Source organism: Streptomyces sp. NPDC059696, assembly GCF_042733745.1.
Taxonomy (GTDB): Bacteria; Actinomycetota; Actinomycetes; order Streptomycetales; family Streptomycetaceae; genus Streptomyces.
In genome coordinates, this window is the sequence record NZ_JBHWFG010000044.1 from 25617 (window position 1) to 44912 (window position 19296).

Here is a 19296-nt window from a genome sequence, read left to right on the forward strand (position 1 = left end):
GACGGTCCGCCTCCTCTCACAGTTCGCGCAGCCGGTCGTCGGCCACGTGGTGCAGCAGTCGCTCGTCCGACCGCAGGCGGGTGTCGTCCAGCCGCCAGGACAGCTCGTCGACGACGGCGACGACGCCGTCGGTACGCCGTGCCATGGCGACGGCGATCTCCGCCTCGCTCCGGCGTTCCAGCCGCCCGGCGAGTGTGACGACCCCGTCCCCGACGGAGACGTCGATGCTGCCCGGGTCCAGCCACAGGACCCGCACCAGGACCTCGCCGATCACCTCGTCACGGATGTCCTCGTCGGGCCGCACGAGGACCCGGAGCAGGTCGCTCCGGGTGACGAGCCCGACCAGCCGGTCCTCCTCGTCGAGCACCGGCAGCCTCTTCACCTCGCGTCGGACCATGGTCCGCGCCGCCTCGACGATGGTGTCCTCGGCGTGCACGGTGACGGGCGGCGTGCTCATCAGCCGGCCGGCCGTGCGAGCCGTCGCCCGCCCGGCGCGCCCACGGGCGGCGGGTGACCGTGCGGGAAGGCCGAAGCGGCGGCTGGTGCCGTGCCGTTCGGGGGCCGCGGTCCGCTCGGTCACGAGGTCGGAGACGGAGACGACCCCGATGACCCGGTCGTCGTCGTCCACCACGGGCAGTCCGCCGATCCGGTGGTCGGCCTGGAGCCGGGCCACCTCCGCGGCCGGCGTGTCGTACCCGGCGCGCACCACGTCCATGGTCATCACGGAGCCGACCTTGTCGTGCTGCATGATGCCTCCTCCCCGGGCCGTCCCGGCGGGAGCCCCGACTCGTCGGAGCCGGCGCACCGGCACCCGGCGGCACTTCGCGCGTCCTGGCGGTGTCCTCCGGACTCCGCTCTTCGAGCATCCGTCGGGCGGCGCCACCACCGCATGGGCTGTCCGGGGTCGACCGGGGGCCGACCGGCCCGGGCCGGAACCACGTCTGCTCGAAGACGACCGCGACGGCCGCCTCGACCGGCCGTGGTCCATGCCGCCGTCCTCGCCTCACAGCGGAAGCAGCCTGAAGGGAGCGAGCACCGGGGCCCCTGAACCGGGCCGCCGGAACGCGACCGCCCGCCTCGGCACCGTGCCGGTGCCGCCCGCCGGCACCTGGACATCATCGGCACTGCGCCGGGGTCCCCCGACCGCGGATGCCCCGGCACCGTGCGAGGGCCCCCACCGACGCCGGCCGTCCGTCGCCGCGGGCCGTCCCCGGCGATCCCCCGTCAGCCCGCCGTCGGCCGGACCGGTACGCGCCACTCCAGCCGGGTGCCGCCGCCTTGGGGGCGTTCGCCGAGCCGGAGCCGGCCGCCGAGCGCCGCGGCCCGTTCCTCCATGTTCTTGAGCCCGCTGCGCACGGCATGCGCGGGGATCCCGCGCCCGTCGTCGCTCACCGCGAGCGTCAACTCCCCCTGGGCGTACACCAGATGCACGTCCACGGAGCGGGCGCCGGCATGCCGGGCCACGTTGCTCAGGGCCTCGCCCAGCACCGCGACGGCGTGATCGGCCACGTCGCCGGGTACGTCCGTGTCGACCAGCCCCTCGATCCGTACCGCCGGAGCGAAACCCAGGGACGTGGTCGCGGCGGTGACCGCGTCCGACACCCGGGCCCGCAGTCCGCTCCCCTCCCGGGTGCCGCCCTGCGCCCGCAGTCCGAAGATCGTCGAACGGATGATCTTGATGGTCTCGTCCAGGTCGTCGACGGTGCGCGCCAGTCTCTCCACCGCCTCCGGGTGGTCGACGAAGCGCTGGGTGCTCTGCAAGGTCATGCCGGCCGCGAACAGTCGCTGGATGGCCAGGTCGTGCAGGTCACGGGCGATCCGGTCACGGTCCCTGAGCAACGCGATCTGCTCGGCGTCCCGGCGCCGTTCGGCCAGCTCCAGCGCCAGTGCGGCCTGCCCGGCGAAACCCAGCAAGGGGCGGGTGTCGGCGTCCGTGAAGGGCGTACGGCCCGCGGCACGGCCCAGCAGCAGCACCCCGCCCGGCTTGCCGCCCGCCTCCAGCGGCACACCGACCACGGGCCCCACCCCGGCCCACTGCGCGGCGTCCGGAGCGGTGCGCGCGTCCTCCTGGATGTCGGCGCTGACCACCGGTTCGGCCGTCGTCAGGACGGCGGCCACGAAGCCGTCCCGCCCCGACACCACCAGGCCGCTGCGCCGGTCCGCGTCCAGCCCGACGGCGAGCAGCGGCCGGAGCGCGTTCTCCTCCGGCACACGCTCGGCGATCATCCCGACGTCGGCGTCGGTGATCTGCCGGGCCTGCTCCACGATCAGTTCCAGGACGTCCCTGCCCGGCGCGCCCGACAGCAGTGCGCGGGTGACCTCGGAGCTCGCTCCCAGCCACCGCTCGCGCAGGCGCGTCTCCTCGTAGAGCCGGGCGTTCTCGATCGCCACCCCCGCCGCCACCGCGAGCGTCGACAGCACCGACTCGTCCTCGGCGTCGAACTCCGACGCGTCGCGCTTCTCGGTGAGGTAGAGGTTGCCGAACACCTGGTCGCGGACCCGGATGGGCACGCCCAGGAACGAGTGCATCGGCGGGTGGTGGGGCGGGAAGCCGTACGACGACTCGTGCTCGGAGATCTCCGCCAGCCGCAGCGGCTCGGGGTGCCGGATCAGCTCGCCCAGGATGCCGTGGCCGCTGGGCAGGTCGCCGATCCGGGCCCGCTGCTCGTCACCGACCCCGACGGTGTGGAACTCGGACAGCATGCGGTCGTCGCCGATGACGCCGAGCGCCCCGTACTCGGCGTTCACCAGCACCACGGCGGCCTCGACGATGCGCCGGAGCACCTGCGGCAGGTCCAGTTCCCGCCCGACGGACAGCACCGCTTCGAGCAGGCTGTGCACGCGGTCCTGAGCGCCCCGCGCCGCGTCGATCCGCGCCTGGAGTTCGTCGAGCAGCTCGTCCAGCCGCAGTTTGGGCAGCCGCTGCTCGGAACGGCCGGCCCGTTCCCCGCTCATCGTCGCCTCCGACCGGTCCGGCGGACGCACTGGGGGAAGCGCCCGCTTGAGGCTCACGATAGTGCGTCACCGCGTGATCGGCCGGATTCCGGTGCGAGGCCGGGCCATCGTGGGGAGAGAGGACGGACGTCGTCGCCCACGCGGGGGCCCTGTCCCGGCGGCGCGCACTGCGCCCGCACCCGATACGGCGCGGGCCGGTGGTGTCACCGCCCCGCACGCCCCTCGCTTCACCGGCGGAAACGCGCCGACCAACGGGGTTCCACCAGGTCCCACTCGGCATCCCACTGGGCGAACCTTCTCCGGTCGAGGACCAGGCCGACGCCCGCCCGCACCGCGTAGACGCCGACCACCATGCCGAGGGCCGCCATCCCGCCCGTGAAGAAGCCGTTGCTCCAGGCGGTGGTCGCGGTCACGGGCGGACCGGTGATGGTTCCGGCCCGGTCCACCCAGATCCGTAGCGTCTCGCCCTTGGGCGTTCCGGCCCGCACCGGGGTGGTTCCGGTGTGGACGGTGCCGTTCTGTTCCGTCCAGCGAACCTCCGCCGGCTGCCTGGCCGCTCCGCCGTCGTCCGCGACGGCGCTGGTCACCCGGGCGGTGACCTCGTGCCGCTGAGCGGTCTGGGCGTGCGCGGTGCGCATCGTGGACCCGTAGGCGGTCATTCCCGCGCCGACGGCGGCGAGCGGCAGTCCGACGGCGAGGACGAGCATCAGGACGCGCCGGAACCAGCATTCGAACCTGTCGGACGGACGCCTCAGTGGGTTCGCCCCCGCTGCAGCGTGATGCTTGCGGGACGGGGGCGGACCAGAGGCGTACGGAGAACGTCGCTTGTTCATGAGCGGACCTCCGGCAGGTCGCTGATCCCTGCTCGACCACTGCTTCCACCATCGCCCGGCAGCGGTCTCGGGCACAGGGCCGAAGGTCCCTGCGTGACCGTACGTGCGTCCCGGGGGGCCGTACGGTGCGTCCCGGGGGCCGTACGTGCGTCCCGGGGGCCGCGCCGAGCCGCCTCCGCCGGCGTGCGCGTCGGCGCCTGCCGGGGCGATCCTCGAAGAGAGGACACACCTGGCGGCGGCCGCCGCCCCTGTGCCGCCGAAGGCTCCCCCCTTTCGTCCGTCACGGACGGTGCCCGGTCGCCGTAGCCCCCCATCACTGATCACGGCAGCGAGGAGACCGTGATGAGAGAACAGGAGCCACTCACCCCCGTCGAGGCCTGGCGGGCCGTGGCCGCAAGCGTCCTCTCCTGCTGGGTGCTGCTCGCCCGGCGCCTGGTCCACCTGCCGGGAGAGCGCGTGGGAACCCGCATCCGCTTCGCCGACGGCACGTCGTCCCGCGTGTACCGGGAGACCCGTCTCGGCAGCGGCCTGGCGAAGGATGCGTGCGTGCTGGTGGTCACCTTCCGGTTGCGCCTGGTCCGCGGTGCCGGGCACGCGCTGTTCCGGGCGGAGAGTCTGCTCAACACCCCGCTGTTCGTCGGCTTCCCCGGCTTCACCTCGAAGTTGTGGCTGACCCACGACGAGGACGGCCGTTACCGAGGCGTGTACGAGTGGGACGGCCCGCGGCGCGCCGAGCGCTACGCGCGCTCCCTGTGGCGGGTCCTGGCCCTGGTCAGCGTGCCCGGCTCGATCCGGTACAAGGTGTTGCCCGGGGTCCGCCGTGACGATGTCCTGGCGGACCCCGGACTGATCGAGCGGGCGGCAGGGGGCGACGACGCCCCTCAGTGGTGGCGCGTGACGCACGAGACGCGGCCATGACGACGGACCTGCTGGTCGCCGGGGCGGGCCCCACCGGACTCACCCTGGCCCTGGTCGCCCATGACCATGGGGCACGGGTCCGGATCGTGGAGCGCCGGCCCGAGTTCTTCCGGCCCTCACGCGCCCTCATCCTGCACCCCCGCACACTGGAGGTGCTGCGTCCCCTCGGAGTCACCGGCACCCTGCTCGCACGGTCCGACACCGCTCCGACCGCGGTTCTGCGGCTCGGTTCCCGAGAGGTCGAGACGAAGCTGGCCGACTTCGCGCTGCCCGGGACGGCGTACCCCCATCTGACCCTCGTGCGGCAGACGGACGTCGAGGACGTGCTGACGCGCGCGCTCGCCGACCGCGGTGTGCGCGTCGAGCGGGGCACCGAACTGGTCGACGCGCTCGACGGCGAGCGGAACGCGGCGGCCGTCCTGCGATCACCACAGGGCACGGAGGAGGTCCGCTGTCTCTTCGTCGCCGGCTGCGACGGCCCGGACAGCACCGTGGGGGCCTGTGCGGGCATCGAATGGCGCAGCAGGCCCTACGCCGTGGAAGTGGTCCTCGCCGACCTCGACCTGGCGAGCGCCCCCGGCACCCCGGACCCGTCCGGTGCCCAGGTGTTCGCCGGGCGTGACGGACTGGTGTTCCTCTTCCCACTCGGCGAGCAGGCCGCCTGGCGGCTGCTGGCGACGCGGGCGGCAGGGGGACGGACCGGGCGGGAGTTCGGCCGGCCCGGCCCCGCCGTCCCGCGCGGTGAGCTCCAGCGGCTTCTGAACGACGCGGGGGCGCGAGTGCGTATCGAGCGGCTGGCGTGGTCGGCCCGGGTGCCGCTGCGCTGCGGCCTGGCGCGGCGGTTCCGCGGAGGGCGGCTCTTCCTGGCCGGGGACGCGGCCCACAACTACTCACCCGCCACGGGTCAGGGCATGAACGCCGGCATCCAGGACGCCGTGAACCTCGGCTGGAAACTCGCCTTCGCGGCAGGCGGCGCCGAGGGCGGCTTCCGGTCGGAGTCGGGTGATGACATCCTGCTGGACTCCTACGAGGTGGAGCGCAGGGCGGCGGCCCACCGACGGCTCCTCCTCACCCACGTGGCGTTCTGGGCGGAGGCGTCGACCGGTCGGGTCCCGGGCTGGCTGCGCGGGGTGGCCGCCCCGTACCTGGCCCCGGCCGTACCCGCCCTGCTGCGGCAGCGCCGGCTGGTCTCGGAGGGCATCCGTGTCATCTCCCAGCTGCGGGTGACCTACCGGCAGAGCCCCTTGTCCGTGCAGGGAACGCCGCCCCTGCGCGGCGCCCCCCGGCCGGGCGACCGGCTGCCGGACGCGACCGTCGCCGTCGGAGGGGCCCCGCAGCGGCTGCACCGGCTGCTGGCCGGTCCGGGTGTGCACCTGCTGCTGCAGCGCGACGCCGACTCACCGCCGCGGGCGGCCACCGGACCCCATGTCGCCGTCCTGCGGCTGGCGAACAGTCCGGGCCGGGGCCTGGTGGCGGTCCGTCCGGACGGGCATGTCGGTTTCCAGTGCGGCGCCGCGGACCCTGCCGGGCTGCTCGGCTGGCTGGCGCTGGCCGGCGCGACGGCCTCGCCTCCCGCCGGGGCGTGATCGCGATGCGACGAGGGCGTGGCCGCCTCCCGCCTCCGCTCTCCCGACTCCGGCTTCGGCTTCGGCTTCGGCTTCGGCTCCGGCTCCGGCTCCGCGATAATACCCCCAGGGGGTATTTCTGTTACGGTGAGGAACAGATACCCCCGGGGTTACACCGTCCCCAAGAGGAGTCGTGGTCGTGTTCTTCGTCGACACCCTGGAATGCGACGGTCTGGGCAACTTCCGGGCGGCTGCTGCAGCGCGCGTTCGCCGTCGTGCTGCCGGCGGTCGCCGTGTTCATGCTCGCCGACGCGCCGGCATGACCGGCCGACCGGAACGGGCCGGGACCGGCACGCTTCTCTCTGGCTTCTCAGGCCAGCGACAGGAAGAGCTTCTCCAGCCGTCCCCGCATCCGCTCACGCTCCTCCGCGGCCGCCATGTCACCGCCGGTCAGGCATTGCTGGAGGCCGGTGGCGATGATCGCGAAGCCCGCCCTGTCAAGCGCACGGGACGCCGCGGCGAGCTGGGTGACCACGTCCTCGCAGTCGCGCCCCTCCTCGATCATCCTGATGACACCGGCGATCTGGCCTTGTGCCCGCCGCAACCGGTTGACCGCCGTCTTCAGTTCCTCAGCCGCCATCGGCAGTTCCACGACCGCACTCCTTCGGATACCCCCACGGGTATCCTACCCAAGGGGTGACGTACGGAGAGCAAAGGACATTCCCGTGACCCATCATTCCCTCACCGCCGATCAGGTCGGCGCCCGCCTGCACGAGCTGACCGTCATCGACGTCCGCACTCCCGGCGAATACGCGACCGGCCACCTGCCCGGCGCGCACAACGTCCCGCTCGACCACCTCGATGAGGCCCTGTCCGTGCTCAGGGCGGCCGCCGGACGCGGCGACCTCCTGGTCGTGTGCGCCTCGGGAGCCCGTTCCGTCGAGGCCTGCCGGCGGCTGGCGGGGGCCGGGGTCCCGGCCGCCACCCTCACCGGCGGCACCAGCGCCTGGACCCAGCTCGGCCACGACGTCCACCGTCCCGCCGGCGTTCGCGCCCCCTGGCCGATGGAGCGCCAGGTACGCCTGACCGCCGGGTCCCTCGTGGTGGCGGGCCTGCTCGCCGGGCGGCTGTGGCCCGGGGCCCGCTTTGTCTCCGCGGGCGTCGGGGGCGGTCTGGTGTTCTCGGCCCTCACCGACACCTGCGGCATGGCCCGCCTGCTCGCCAGGCTCCCTCACAACCGGCCGAGGGCCGCCGATCTCGACGCCACGCTCGCCGCGCTGAGCGGCTGATGTCCCCGGCCCGCGGCCGTCCCCTGGAGGCACGCGGGCCTCGCCGGGGTGAACCTGGAGAGGGAACGGTGTGACGCGTCGTGCGAGGGAGACATGGTGCATGGTCTCGTGATCGTGGGCGTGGACGGTTCGGCGTCCGGTCTCGCCGCGGCCGAGGCCGCGGCCCGGGAGGCGTCGTCGCGCGGGGCCGGGCTGCGGGTGGTCCATGCGTTGACCATGCCCGCGCCCCTTGTGGCCTCGGGGGTGCCGGCGCCCGGACCGCCGGAGGCCGAGCTGCGGAGGGCGGCCCGGCTGACCGTGGCCCAGGCGGTCGCTCGTGCCCGGACCGTGGCGCCGCACATCGCGGTGAGCCACGTCGTGATCGCCGCCGAGCCACTCACCGTCCTCGAGGCACAGTCACGGTCCGCGGACCTGGTGGTCGTCGGCTCGCGGGGCATGGGCGGGTTCATCGGCCTCCTGGCAGGGTCGAAGGCCGTCCACCTCGCGGCGCACGGTTCGTGTCCCGTCCTGGTCGTGCGCGAACCACCACGCGGAGACGGGCCCGTCGTGCTGGGCGTCGACGGCTCGGCCGCGGGGCGGCACGCCGTCGGCTTCGCGTTCGCCGAGGCGGCGTGGCGGAACGCACCCCTGCTCGCCGTGCACTGCTGGACCGCGTGGAGCGGCACGAGCCCTTCCCAGGAAGTGGCGCCACCCTCGGCGAATCCCTCGGAAGCCCTCGCCGAGCGGGCGGAACGCTTGCTCTCCACGACCTTGGCCGAGGCCCGGGAACGCCATCGGGACGTGACGGTACGGCGCGAGGTGGTGCACGGCGGCTCGCGGGAAGCGCTCATCGAGGCGAGCCGGTCGGCTCAGCTCCTGGTGGTCGGCGCACGAGGGCGCGGTGGATTCGCCGGACTGCTTCTGGGATCGGTCAGCCAGGCCGTGCTGCACCACGCGCACTGCCCGGTGGCGGTGGTACGGGGTGAGCGCCGCCGAGAAGCCTGACGGGCGGCTGCGGCCCGGCTCACGCGACGGTGACGTCGTCGTCGAGGTGGACGCCCTGCACGGCATGGAGCAGTTCGACGCCCCCCGCGGGACAGATGGGGCCAGGGTGCGGCGGCGTCACCTGCTGTCGCTGCCGGCGGCATCGGCGAGGGCCGCCCGCCCCGCCTCCAGCCTCGCCGCCGGGATGCGGAACGGTGAGCAGGAGACGTAGTCCAGTCCGGCCCGGTGGAAGAAGTGGATGGACTCCGGATCCCCGCCGTGCTCACCGCAGACACCGGTTTCCAGACGGGGGTCGACCGCACGGCCGGCCTCCACGGCGAGTTCCACGAGACGCCCCACGCCTTCCTGGTCGAGGGTCTCGAACGGGGAGGCGGCGAAGACGCCCTCCTCCAGGTACAGGGGGAAGAAGGAGGCCTCGGCGTCGTCGCGGGACAGGCCCCACGTCGTCTGGGTGAGGTCGTTGGTGCCGAACGAGAAGAAGTCGGCCGCCTCGGCGATCCGGCCGGCGGTGAGTGCCGCACGGGGAAGCTCGATCATGGTGCCGATCGGGCAGCCTAGGGCGGTTCCCGTCTCCCCCGCGACCTCGGCGAGCACCCGCTCCGCCTCCGCACGCGCCAACCGCAGCTCCTCCACCGTCCCCACCAGCGGGATCATGATCTCGGCGCGGGGCCGGCCGTGGTCGCGCAGCCGCCGGACGACGGCCTCGGCGACGGCCCGGACCTGCATGGCCACCAGACCGGGTACGGCGAGTCCCAGGCGTACCCCGCGCAGTCCGAGCATCGGGTTCTGTTCGTGCATCCGCTCCACGGCGGCGAGGAGATCACGGTCGTGCGGATCGGGGTGGGCGGTGGCGGCGATGCGGACCGCCAGGTCCGTGCGGTCGGGCAGGAATTCGTGCAGGGGAGGGTCGAGCAGCCGGATCGTCACCGGCAGACCGTCCATCGCCGCCAGGATGCCGGTGAAGTCCTCGCGCTGCAGCGGCAGCAGGGCTACCAGCGCGGCCTCGCGCGCGGTGTCGTCGCGGGCCAGGATCATCGCCTCGACCAGGGCCCTTCGGTCGCCGAGGAACATGTGCTCGGTGCGGCACAGCCCGAGGCCCTGGGCGCCCAGCCGCCGGGCACGAGCGGCGTCCTCGGGAGTGTCGGCGTTGGCGCGGACCTCCAGGCGCCGCACGGAGTCGGCGTGGTCGAGGAGGCTCAGGACGGCTCGTGCGAGGGGCCCGGTCGCCCGGCCCGTCTCCAGGCATCCGCTGACCTCGGAGGCGGTGAGCGGCACGGCGCCCAGGTACACGGTGCCGGCGGTGCCGTCGACGGAGAGGGTGTCGCCCTCGCGCACCACGGCGCCCGCCGGCGTGGTGAACTGCCGGGCGGCGGGGTCGACGACGAGCGTGTCGGCGCCGCAGACGCAGACCTTGCCCATGCCGCGGGCGACGACGGCGGCGTGGCTGGTCTTGCCGCCGCGACTGGTCAGGACCGCGCGGGCGGCGATCATGCCGGGCAGATCCTCGGGGGTGGTCTCGCGGCGGACCAGGACGGTGTCCTGCCCGGCGGCCGCACGGCGCACGGCGGCCCCGGAGTCGAACACCACGACGCCGACGGCCGCACCCGGCGAGGCCGGCACGCCGCGGGCGAGTGACACGTCGGAGGCACGGGTGGCGAAACGGGGGAACATCAGCCGGGTCAGTTCCGTACCGCCGACACGGGCCAGAGCCTCGTCGGGTGTGATCGTGCCCGCCTCGGCGAGGTCGTGCGCGATACGGAAGGCGGCCTCGGCGGTGCGCTTGCCGACCCGTGTCTGCAGGATCCACAGACGTCCGCGCTCGACCGTGAACTCGACGTCGCACAGGTCGCGGTAGTGGGTCTCCAGCGCGCGCAGGTGCTCGGCGAGCCGCCGGTAGGACCGGGGGTCCAGGTCGGCCAGCTCGGCCAGCGGCACGGCGTTGCGCACACCCGAGACGACGTCCTCGCCCTGGGCGTCGGGCAGGTAGTCGCCGTACATGCCCTGCTCGCCGGTGGCGGGGTCGCGGGTGAAGGCGACGCCGGTGCCGGAGTCGGGCCCGAGGTTGCCGAAGACCATCGTCTGGATGTTCACCGCCGTGCCGAGGTCGTCGGGAATGTGCTCGCGGCGGCGGTAGACGCGGGCGCGTTCGCTGTTCCAGGAGCCGAAGACCGCGCGGACCGCGCGGTAGAGCTGCTCGAAGGGGTCCTGCGGGAAGTCCTCGCCCGTCTCCCGGCGGATGACTTCCTTGAACTCCTCCACGACGCGGCCCAGTTGCTCCGCGTCCAGGGCCTGGTCGCCGGTCGCGGACAGCGCCGCCCGGTGTGCTCCCATGACCCGCTCGAACAGGTTCGCGTCCACCCCCAGCACGGTGTGGCCGAACATCTGCAGCAGGCGCCGGTAGGAGTCCCAGGCGAACCGCTCCTGCCCGGAGGCCTTGGCGAGCCCGGCCACGGACTCGTCGTTCAGACCGATGTCGAGGATGGTCTCCATCATTCCGGGCATCGAGAAACGCGCTCCGGAACGCACCGAGACCAGGAGCGGGTCGTCGGCCCGGCCGAGCTCGCGCCCCATCGCCCGCTCCAGGGCCGCCAGCGCACGGGCCACTTCCACGCCCAGCTCCGGCGGCTCCTGGCCCGTCGCCAGATACGTACGGCAGGCCTCGGTGGTGACGGTGAAGCCGGGTGGGACGGGCAGACCGAGCCGGGTCATCTCGGCCAGACCCGCGCCCTTGCCGCCGAGCAGGGCGGCCATCTCACGGTTGCCCTCGGCGAACGCGTACACGTACCGGGTCGGTGTGTTCATGTCGGATCGCATCTCTCAGTCGTGCCGCACGACGGACTCGAAGGCGAGCACGGTCGGCGTGCGGGACAGCGGCGGATCGGAGCGGGTGCGGTGCCCTGTGCTCCGCACCGCCAGCTTCACCGACCCGGACGGCACCGTGCAGGGGCCACCCGGTCCTCGGCGAGGGCCGAGGGGCCCCTGTGCCCGGTCTCGGTCGGCCCGGCGCCCCCCGCATGCGGGCGACCCGGCCTGCCGATGAGGGCCGTTCGGCCCTGGAGCCGCGGTCGGACGACCCTCAGCGTGGAGTCATGGAGTCCTCTGCGCGCATCGTCGTCATCGGCGTCGGAAACGAGTTCCGGCGCGACGACGGCGTGGGCCCGGCGGTCGCCGCGCTGCTGCGGGAGCGGGCCGAGAACCCGGCCTTCGTCCCGGACACCGTGGTGTCGGACTGCGACGGTGACCCGGCCCGCCTGATCGCGCTGTGGGAGGGTGCCCGGCTGGCCGTCGTGGTGGACGCGGCGCAGGCGCACCCGGGGGCCGCCGGCCGGATCCACCGGATCGAGCTGGACGCCGAGCGCCTCGGGCAGCCGTCCACGACCAGTTCGCACGGTCTCGGCCTCGGTGAGGCGGTCGACCTGGCCCGCGTCCTGGGCCGGCTGCCGGAGCGCCTCGTCGTGTACGCGGTGGAGGGCTCCGACGCCTGCGTGGGCACCGGGCTGACGCCGGCCGTGGCGGACGTCGTGGAACCGCTGGCGGACTCGGTCGAGAACGAGATCCTCCGTCACCTGGCCGCGGAGGCGGGAGGCGAGCGATGACCGTACGGGCCTTCCGCGTGTACGGAACCGTGCAAGGCGTCGGCTTCCGGCCCTTCGTGTACCGCACCGCCGACGCCCTCGGCCTCGACGGCTGGGTGGCGAACGTGGACGGTCATGTGGAGGGCGAGGTCGCGGGTGACCCCCGGGCGATCGAGGAGTTCGCCGCCCGGCTCGGCACCGGGGCGCCGCCGCTGGCCCGCGTACGGCGGGTCGACCTGTCGAGCGGTCGCACCACCCCGGCCGAAGGATTCCGGGTGCGGCGCAGCGCGCCCGGTCGCACCCGGACCGCCGCCCGTGAGATTCCTCCCGACGCGGCCCTCTGTGACGCCTGCCTGCGGGAGCTGTACGACCCCACCGACCGGCGGTACCACTACCCGTTCATCAACTGCACCGACTGCGGACCGCGGGCGACGATCATCGAGGGTCTTCCCTACGACCGTCTGCGCACCACCATGCGCCGCTTCCCGCTCTGCCGGGACTGCGCCGCCGAGTACGCCGACCCGGCAGACCGCCGCTTCCACGCCGAGCCCGTCGCCTGCCCCGCCTGCGGGCCCCGGATCGCCTGGGACGAGCTGCGGGATGCGGACGCCTTGCGGGCCGCGGCGAAGACGGTCACCGGCGGAGGCGTCGTCGCGCTGAAAGGACTCGGCGGCTACCAACTGGTGTGTGACGCGACGGACAGCGGTGCCGTGACCGTGCTGCGGTACCGCAAGCACCGGCCGTCGAAGCCGTTCGCGGTCATGGTCCGCGACATCGGGGCGGCGGCCCGGCTGGCACGGGTCGGCGCCACCGAACGCGCGGTGCTCACCTCACCGGCGCGTCCGGTGGTGCTGCTCGCGGCGAAGCGGCGGCACCCCCTCGCGGCGGAGGTCGCTCCCGGCGTGCCGCGCACCGGTCTCTTCCTGCCCACGACCGGGCTGCACCACCTCCTGCTCGACGAGGTGGACCGTCCGCTGGTCGTGACGAGCGGCAACCTCAGCGACGAACCGATAGCCGTGGGGGACGACGAGGCGTTCGGGACGCTCGCGCGCGTCGCGGACGGTTTCCTCACCCACGACCGGCCGATCCGGGCCCGCTATGACGACTCGGTGGTGCGCGTCGAGGGCCGGCAGCGCATCACGGTCCGCCGGGCCCGTGGCCTGGCACCGGCGCCGCTGCCCCTCCCCGCGCGGATCCCGCTCGCCGGGGCCGGGGCGCAGCTCAAGCACACGTTCACGCTGGCGGGAGACGGCAGGGCGTATCCGGGTCCGCACACCGGCGATCTGTCCGGCGCGGCGGCGTACGACGCGTTCCGCCGGTGCTACGCCGACCTGAAACGGCTCACCGGCATCGAACCGGCCGTACTGGCCCACGACCTGCACCCCGGCTACCTGTCCACGCAATGGGCGCGGGAGCAGCCCCTCCCCCGGATCGCGGTCCAGCACCATCACGCGCACGTGGCCGCGACCGCGGCCGAGCACGGGGTGAGCGGTCCCTTCGTGGGGGTCGCCTACGACGGCCTCGGGCTCGGTGACGACGGCACCCTGTGGGGCGGTGAGGTCCTCCTCGCCGATCTGCGCGGATACCGCCGGGTGGGCAGGTTCGCGACCGCCCCGCTGCCCGGCGGCGACGCGGCGGTGCGCCACCCCACCCGTACTGCCCTGGGCCACCTGCTGGACGCCGAACCTCTGGGCACGCCGCGCCCCTCCCCCGGTCTCGTCCGGCGTTTCACCGAACGACTCGACCCGTCCGAGGCCGCCGTGGTGCGCGCGATGGTGGCCCGCCGGGTCAACTGCCCCCGGGCGTCCAGCGCGGGACGCCTGTTCGACACGGTCGCCGCCCTGCTCGGGCTCGCCGACGCCATCGGCTACGAGGGCGAGGCGGCCGTGCGTCTGGAGGCCGCGGCCGGGACGGCGCACGCCGTGCCGCTCGCCCACCGGATCGTGCGGGCGGGCGGCCTGTGGGTGTACGACTCGTCGTCCACGCTGGCCGACCTGCTGGAGCGGCGGGCGGGCGGTGAGCCGGTGCGGGACCTGGCGGCCGCCTTCCACCTCACGCTCGCCCGCGTCACGGCGGACCTCGTCGCCCGGGCCGTCGAGGACGCCGCCGAGGGCGGCGCGCTCCGCACGGTCTGTCTGGGCGGTGGCTGCTTCGTCAACGGACGGCTGCTGACCGAGGTGCGGCGACGGCTGCGCTCCCAGGGTTTGCGGGTGCTGGTCGGGCACGAGGTTCCGGTCGGGGACGGCGGCATCAGCTTCGGCCAGGCCGCGGTGGCCGCGGCCCGGCTCGCGAGGGAGAGGTGAGCGCGATGTGCCTGGGCATCCCCGGCCGGGTCCTGGAACTGCGGGACGAGGCAGGACTGCGCATGGCGACCGTCGACTTCGGCGGCGTGCGGCGCGAGGTGTGCCTCGAGTACACGCCCGGTGCCGGCATCGGCTCGTACGTCATCGTGCACGTCGGTTTCGCGATCACCGAGGTCGACGAGGCGGAGGCACGGCGCACCCTGGACGTCCTGCGTGCGATGGCGGGGGCCGTGGAGTCGGAGCTGGGCGAATCGTTGCCGCGACAGCCGGCCCGGGACCGTCGGCCCCGCCCCGTGCCCCACCGGCCCATCGGACCGGCGGCTGCGGCGACACAGGCTGAAGGTGCAGATCCGCCGACGAGAGGCACGCCATGACCGCCACCCCGGCATCCGTCGAACGGGTGCACGCCCTCCTCACCGACGGCACCACGGTGTGCGTACGGCAGGCCCGGCCCGACGACCGGACGGCCGTCCTCAGGCTGTACTCGGAGATGTCGGACGCGAACCTGCGGCTGCGTTTCTTCTCGGTGAGCCGCCGCTCCGCCGAGCAGGCCGCGGCGCGCATCGCCCAGCCGGCGGACTCCGGATACCACGCGCTGGTCGCCGAACACGGCGGCCGGATCATCGGGGTCGCCGAATATCAGAGTGAGCCCGCAAAGACGGCGGAGAGCGCCGAGATCTCGCTGGCGGTCGGCGACGGACGCCACCACCGCGGAGTGGGCACGCTGCTGCTGGAGCACCTGGTCTCCGCCGCTCGCGCTCACGGCGTCAGGACCTTCACCGCGGACGCGCTCGCCGAGAACCACGAGATGCTCAAGGTCTTCTCCGACCTGGGGCTGCGCGCGGAACGGCGGTTCGACGGTCCGGAAGTGCACTGCACCATCCTGTTGGACGAGACCGAGGACTACCTCAGGAGCGTCGAGCAGCGCGGCCGGGCCGCGGACGTGGCCAGTCTGGTGCCGCTGCTGCGTCCCCGGTGCGTCGCTGTGATCGGGGCGGGACGCAGGCCGGGGTCGGTGGGCCGGGCGGTGCTGCACAACCTGTCCACCGGCGGGTTCACGGGCCAGTTGTACGCGGTCAACCCGGTCGCGAGGTCGATCCTCGGTGTCCGCGCCCACGCGGCCGTGAGCGCGCTGCCCCGGGTTCCCGACCTGGCGGTGATCGCCGTACCGGCCGGGGAGGTGGCACGGGTCGCGGAGGAGTGCGGCCGGTTCGGCGTCCGCGCTCTGCTGGTCGTCTCCTCCGGTCTGGACGCCCGCCAGGCCGAGGAGCTCCTGGCGGCTTGCCGCGAGCACGACATGCGGCTCGTCGGCCCCAACTGCCTGGGCCTGGCCAGCACCGAGGAGCGGGTGCGACTCGACGCCACCTTCGCCGCCGCCCACCCGGCACCCGGGACCGCCGGGGTCGCCGTGCAGTCCGGAGGAGTGGGTATCGCCCTGCTCGGTGGTCTCGCGCGGCTCGGCATCGGGGTGTCCAGCTTCGTCTCGCTCGGCGACAAGTACGACGTCAGCGGCAACGACCTGCTCCAGTGGTGGGAGTCCGACGGGCGCACCGACCTGGCGCTGCTGCACCTGGAGTCCTTCGGGAACCCGCGCGCCTTCTCGCGGACCGCCCGTCGCGTCACCCGCCGCATGCCCCTCCTCACCGTCGACGCGGGCCGTACCGAGGCGGGCCGTCGCGCCGCCGCCTCCCACACCGCGGCGGCCGCCACGACGACCATGACCCGGCGGGCGCTCTTCGCCCAGGCCGGCATCACCGCCACCCGTACCATCCCCGAACTGCTCGAAACGGCCGCCCTGCTGCACAGCCAGCCGCTGCCCGCCGACGGCAGGGTCGTGGTGGTCACCAACGCGGGCGGCGCGGGCGTACTGGCCGCGGACGCGTGTGCGGAGGCCGGGCTGGCCTTGCCCCCGCTCCCGCCCGGGCTGGCCGGCGACCTCATGGACGTGCTCCCCCCGGGCGCGGGCACCGCCAACCCCGTCGATGCGACGGCGGCCGTCTCCGAGGAGCAGCTGCGGGCCGTCGTGGACCGGGTGGCGGCCCACGACGGCTTCGACGCGGTCCTCGTCGCCCTGGTGCCCACCGCCGTCGCGGCAGCCACCGGCGACGTCCTGGTCAAGGCCCTCACCCACGCCCCGGACCGCCGCGTCCGCACGATCGCCGCCGTCCTCCTCGACCAGGACGTGCCGGTGCGGCTGCTCCCGTCGGACACCGGACGGGTGCCGGCCTACGCCGACGCCCAGGCGGCCGCCCGGGCCCTCGCCCACGCGGTCGAGCGTGCCCGTCGGCTGGCCCGGCCGCCCGGCACCGTCCCGGTCCTGGAGGACGTCGACACCGCCCGCGGGCGGGCTGCGGTCGACCGGTTCCTGCGCCTGCACCCCGAGGGCGGCTGGCTCGACCCGCGTGCCTGCGCCGAACTCCTGGGCTGCTACGGCATCCCGCAGTCGCCGTGGGCCTGGGTGGAGACCGAGGACGAGGCCGTGTGGGCCGCGGACCGGCTCAGGGGGCCGGACGGGCACGTCGTGCTCAAGGCCCACTGGCCGGGGCTCGTGCACAAGACGGCCCAGCACGCGATCCATCTGGACCTGCGCGGCGATGCCCAGGTGCGCGCCGCCTTCCGGGACTTCGACGTCCGCTTCGGCCACATCATGACCGGTGCCGTCGTCCAGCCGCTCGCCCCGCGCGGCATCGAGCTCTTCGCGGGCGTGGTCCAGGACGAGGTGTTCGGGCCGCTGATCCTGTTCGGGCTCGGCGGCACGGCGACGGAGGTCCTCGCCGACCACGCGGCACGGCTGGCCCCGCTCACCGACCTCGACGCACAGAGCCTGATCACCGCGCCGCGCTGCGCGCCGCTGCTGTTCGGGCGTGAGGGCACCGGTCCCGTCGATCTCGCGGGGCTGGAACAGCTGCTGCTGCGGCTCTCGCGCATGGCGGGCGACCTGCCCCAGCTCGCGGAGGCGGACTTCAACCCGGTCCTCGCCCGGCCGGAGCGCGTCCTGGCCCTCGACGCGCGCATCCGGCTGGTGCCGCGCCGCACCCCCGACCCCTACCTGCGCCGGCTCCGCTGAACCCGCAGGTCCGCAAGCCACCGAAGGAGGCGGAACACGATGAGGCACGACAAGGTCGGCGCGTTGATGACGGCCGACGTGGTGCGCGCGGAGTACGGCACGCCGTTCAAGGAGGTGGCCCGGCGGCTCGCCGAGCACGGGATCAGCGGTCTGCCGGTGGTGGACGACGACGAGAAGGTCCTCGGGGTCGTCTCCGAGACGGATCTGATGGTCCGGCAGGCGGAGGGCCTCGGCCCGTCCGAGTCCCGGCGGTGGTTCCGCCGGCTGCGCCGGAGGCCGGGGGCGCGCGCCCTGCGGACCAGGGCCCGGGCGCGGACGGCCGGACAGCTCATGTCCCGTCCCCCCATCACCGTCCACGGCGACGCGACCGTGGTGGAGGCGGCCCGGGTCATGGCACACCACCGGGTCGAACGGCTCCCGGTCGTCGACGACGAGGAGCGGCTCGTGGGGATCGTCACCCGTCGCGATCTGCTCCAGGTCTTCCTGCGCCCCGACCCCGAGATCCGGGCGGCGATCAGGAACGAGGTGCTGGAGCACGGGTTGTCGCTGCCGCCCGACGCGGTCGACGTGGACGTCCACCAGGGCGTCGTCACGCTCACCGGCCGGCTGGAACGGCGGGTCGAGACCACCATGGCGGTGGAGATGTGCCGCCGGACGGACGGAGTGGTCGCGGTCGTCGACCACCTCACCTACAGCTTCGACGACTCCGGGCTGTCGCCCGGGGAGCCCGAACTCCACGGGATGCCCTACTACTGGCAGCGCAAGCCGTGAGGAGGCCCGCCGTCATGCCCGCCGTCATGGCGGAGAAGGTCTTGGTGGCCTGAGTAGCGCGACACCCGCCGCTTCGCCCGGCGTCGTTCCACGGCGTCGCGGAGCCTGTCACGTCACGTCAGGCGTGTGCCACCACCGCGACAGGAGCGAGTGCGTGGTGCAGCACGGCATGGGTGACGGGGCCGATGTGCACGCCGAACCGGCTGCGCCGCAGCCGCCGGCCCACGACGACGAGCGACGCGTAACGGGAGGAGCTCACGATCTGGTCCGCCGCGCTGCCGGCGCGGGAGGCCTCGATCACCTCGACGGACGGGTACTTGTCCCGCCAGGGGCGCAGCGCCTCGGTGAGTCCGGCCGCGTTCTCCCGGGCGAACTCGTCGTACACGCTCACGTGGTCGGACAGGCCGTAGATGGTGTAGGGCGGGGGCGTCCAGGCATGCAGGACGCGCAGCGCGGCGGCACGCCGGGCAGCCTCCTCGAACGCGAACGCGATCACCGTGTCGTCGGGACTGCGGGTGTCGAGCCCGAGCAGCACGGGACGGAACCGCGTCGCCGCGGACGGTACGCCTGCCGGGTCCATGGCGTGCTCGTCCGCCGCCTGTTCTCCGGAGCGGACGACGACCACGGGCACCTCGGTGCGCGCGATGACGGCCTGGCCCACGGAACCGACCAGGAATCCCCCGATCCCGCTCAGCCCACGGGAGCCGAGGACGACCAGTTCGGCGTCCCTGGCCACGTCCACCAGCGCATCGGCCGGCACACCGGTCAGCTGGACCGCTTCCACGTCCACGCCCGGGTGACGCGCTCGCAGCCCCTCGGCGGCCCCGCGCGGAATCCGTTCGCTCCAGTGCTTCAGGGTCTCCGTGCCGAGCAGCGGTGCCTGCGCCATCGGCTCCGGGACGGGCTCCCAGACGTGCACCAGCCGCAGGGGCAGCTCACGCAGCTTCGCCTCACGGGCCGCCCACTCCGCGGCCGCCCGGCTCTCGGACGAGCCGTCGAGACCCGCCATGATGTAGCGCACCATGCCGTCCACCTC

15 protein-coding genes are annotated in these 19296 nt (G+C 74.1%); 9 read left to right on the plus strand and 6 right to left on the minus strand.

Annotated features, from left to right (window positions below; genetic code table 11):
• Positions 1-16 precede the first annotated feature (16 nt).
• From ACFV20_RS32835 to ACFV20_RS32845, 3 genes are all read right to left on the minus strand, one after another.
• Positions 17-748 carry a CBS domain-containing protein gene (locus ACFV20_RS32835; protein WP_385663590.1) on the minus strand — a complete coding sequence of 244 codons (732 nt, stop codon included), beginning with the start codon at positions 746-748 and terminating at the stop codon, positions 17-19.
• A 476-nt stretch (positions 749-1224) separates the two neighbouring features.
• Positions 1225-2955 carry a GAF domain-containing protein gene (locus tag ACFV20_RS32840; protein ID WP_385663592.1) on the minus strand — a complete coding sequence of 577 codons (1731 nt, stop codon included), beginning with the start codon at positions 2953-2955 and terminating at the stop codon, positions 1225-1227.
• 227 nt (positions 2956-3182) lie between these two features.
• Positions 3183-3662 carry a hypothetical protein gene (locus ACFV20_RS32845; RefSeq protein ID WP_385663595.1) on the minus strand — a complete coding sequence of 160 codons (480 nt, stop codon included), beginning with the start codon at positions 3660-3662 and terminating at the stop codon, positions 3183-3185.
• Positions 3663-4130: 468 nt separating this feature from the next.
• Between ACFV20_RS32845 and ACFV20_RS32850 the strand changes: the two genes are divergently transcribed.
• Together ACFV20_RS32850 and ACFV20_RS32855 are read left to right on the plus strand one after the other, a co-directional pair.
• Entirely contained in the window at positions 4131-4706 is a 576-nt protein-coding gene (locus tag ACFV20_RS32850; RefSeq protein WP_385663598.1) for a hypothetical protein, read from the plus strand.
• Positions 4703-6292 carry an FAD-dependent monooxygenase gene (locus ACFV20_RS32855; RefSeq protein ID WP_385663601.1) on the plus strand — a complete coding sequence of 530 codons (1590 nt, stop codon included), beginning with the start codon at positions 4703-4705 and terminating at the stop codon, positions 6290-6292. The genes ACFV20_RS32850 and ACFV20_RS32855 overlap by 4 nt, the downstream gene beginning before the upstream one ends.
• A 349-nt stretch (positions 6293-6641) precedes the next feature.
• Here ACFV20_RS32855 and ACFV20_RS32860 read toward each other — a convergent pair whose 3' ends face one another.
• Complete coding sequence (locus ACFV20_RS32860) at positions 6642-6923, minus strand: metal-sensitive transcriptional regulator (protein ID WP_385663604.1); 282 nt, start codon at positions 6921-6923, stop codon at positions 6642-6644.
• A gap of 73 nt (positions 6924-6996) precedes the next feature.
• Here ACFV20_RS32860 and ACFV20_RS32865 point away from each other — a divergent pair, with 73 nt between their 5' ends.
• Both ACFV20_RS32865 and ACFV20_RS32870 read left to right on the plus strand, forming a co-directional pair.
• Entirely contained in the window at positions 6997-7560 is a 564-nt protein-coding gene (locus ACFV20_RS32865) for a rhodanese-like domain-containing protein (protein ID WP_385663607.1), read from the plus strand.
• Positions 7561-7653: 93 nt separating this feature from the next.
• The gene (locus ACFV20_RS32870; protein WP_385663610.1) at positions 7654-8544 is read left to right on the plus strand and encodes a universal stress protein; all 891 of its coding nucleotides are present in this window, start codon (positions 7654-7656) and stop codon (positions 8542-8544) included.
• A gap of 117 nt (positions 8545-8661) precedes the next feature.
• On the opposite strand, the gene ppdK is transcribed toward ACFV20_RS32870, so the two are convergent.
• Complete coding sequence (gene ppdK, locus ACFV20_RS32875; protein ID WP_385663613.1) at positions 8662-11346, minus strand: pyruvate, phosphate dikinase; 2685 nt, start codon at positions 11344-11346, stop codon at positions 8662-8664.
• Between the two features lie 287 nt (positions 11347-11633).
• On the opposite strand from ppdK, the gene ACFV20_RS32880 reads away from it, so the two are divergent.
• Genes ACFV20_RS32880 through ACFV20_RS32900 form a run of 5 tightly spaced genes read left to right on the plus strand, consistent with a single transcriptional unit; the run spans position 11634 to position 18260 of the window.
• On the plus strand, positions 11634-12140 hold the full coding sequence (locus ACFV20_RS32880) for a hydrogenase maturation protease (protein ID WP_385663616.1): 507 nt from the start codon (positions 11634-11636) through the stop codon (positions 12138-12140).
• Complete coding sequence (gene hypF / locus ACFV20_RS32885) at positions 12137-14422, plus strand: carbamoyltransferase HypF (protein WP_385663619.1); 2286 nt, start codon at positions 12137-12139, stop codon at positions 14420-14422. The genes ACFV20_RS32880 and hypF overlap by 4 nt, the downstream gene beginning before the upstream one ends.
• A 5-nt stretch (positions 14423-14427) precedes the next feature.
• On the plus strand, positions 14428-14796 hold the full coding sequence (locus tag ACFV20_RS32890) for a HypC/HybG/HupF family hydrogenase formation chaperone (RefSeq protein ID WP_385663646.1): 369 nt from the start codon (positions 14428-14430) through the stop codon (positions 14794-14796).
• Entirely contained in the window at positions 14793-17489 is a 2697-nt protein-coding gene (locus ACFV20_RS32895) for a GNAT family N-acetyltransferase (RefSeq protein WP_385663622.1), read from the plus strand. Before ACFV20_RS32890 ends, ACFV20_RS32895 begins: the two co-directional genes overlap by 4 nt.
• 39 nt (positions 17490-17528) lie before the next feature.
• Positions 17529-18260: a CBS domain-containing protein gene (locus ACFV20_RS32900; RefSeq protein ID WP_385663624.1), complete on the plus strand. Its 732-nt coding sequence runs from the start codon at positions 17529-17531 to the stop codon at positions 18258-18260.
• A gap of 118 nt (positions 18261-18378) precedes the next feature.
• Here ACFV20_RS32900 and ACFV20_RS32905 read toward each other — a convergent pair whose 3' ends face one another.
• Positions 18379-19284 carry a universal stress protein gene (locus tag ACFV20_RS32905; RefSeq protein ID WP_385663626.1) on the minus strand — a complete coding sequence of 302 codons (906 nt, stop codon included), beginning with the start codon at positions 19282-19284 and terminating at the stop codon, positions 18379-18381.
• Positions 19285-19296 lie beyond the last annotated feature (12 nt).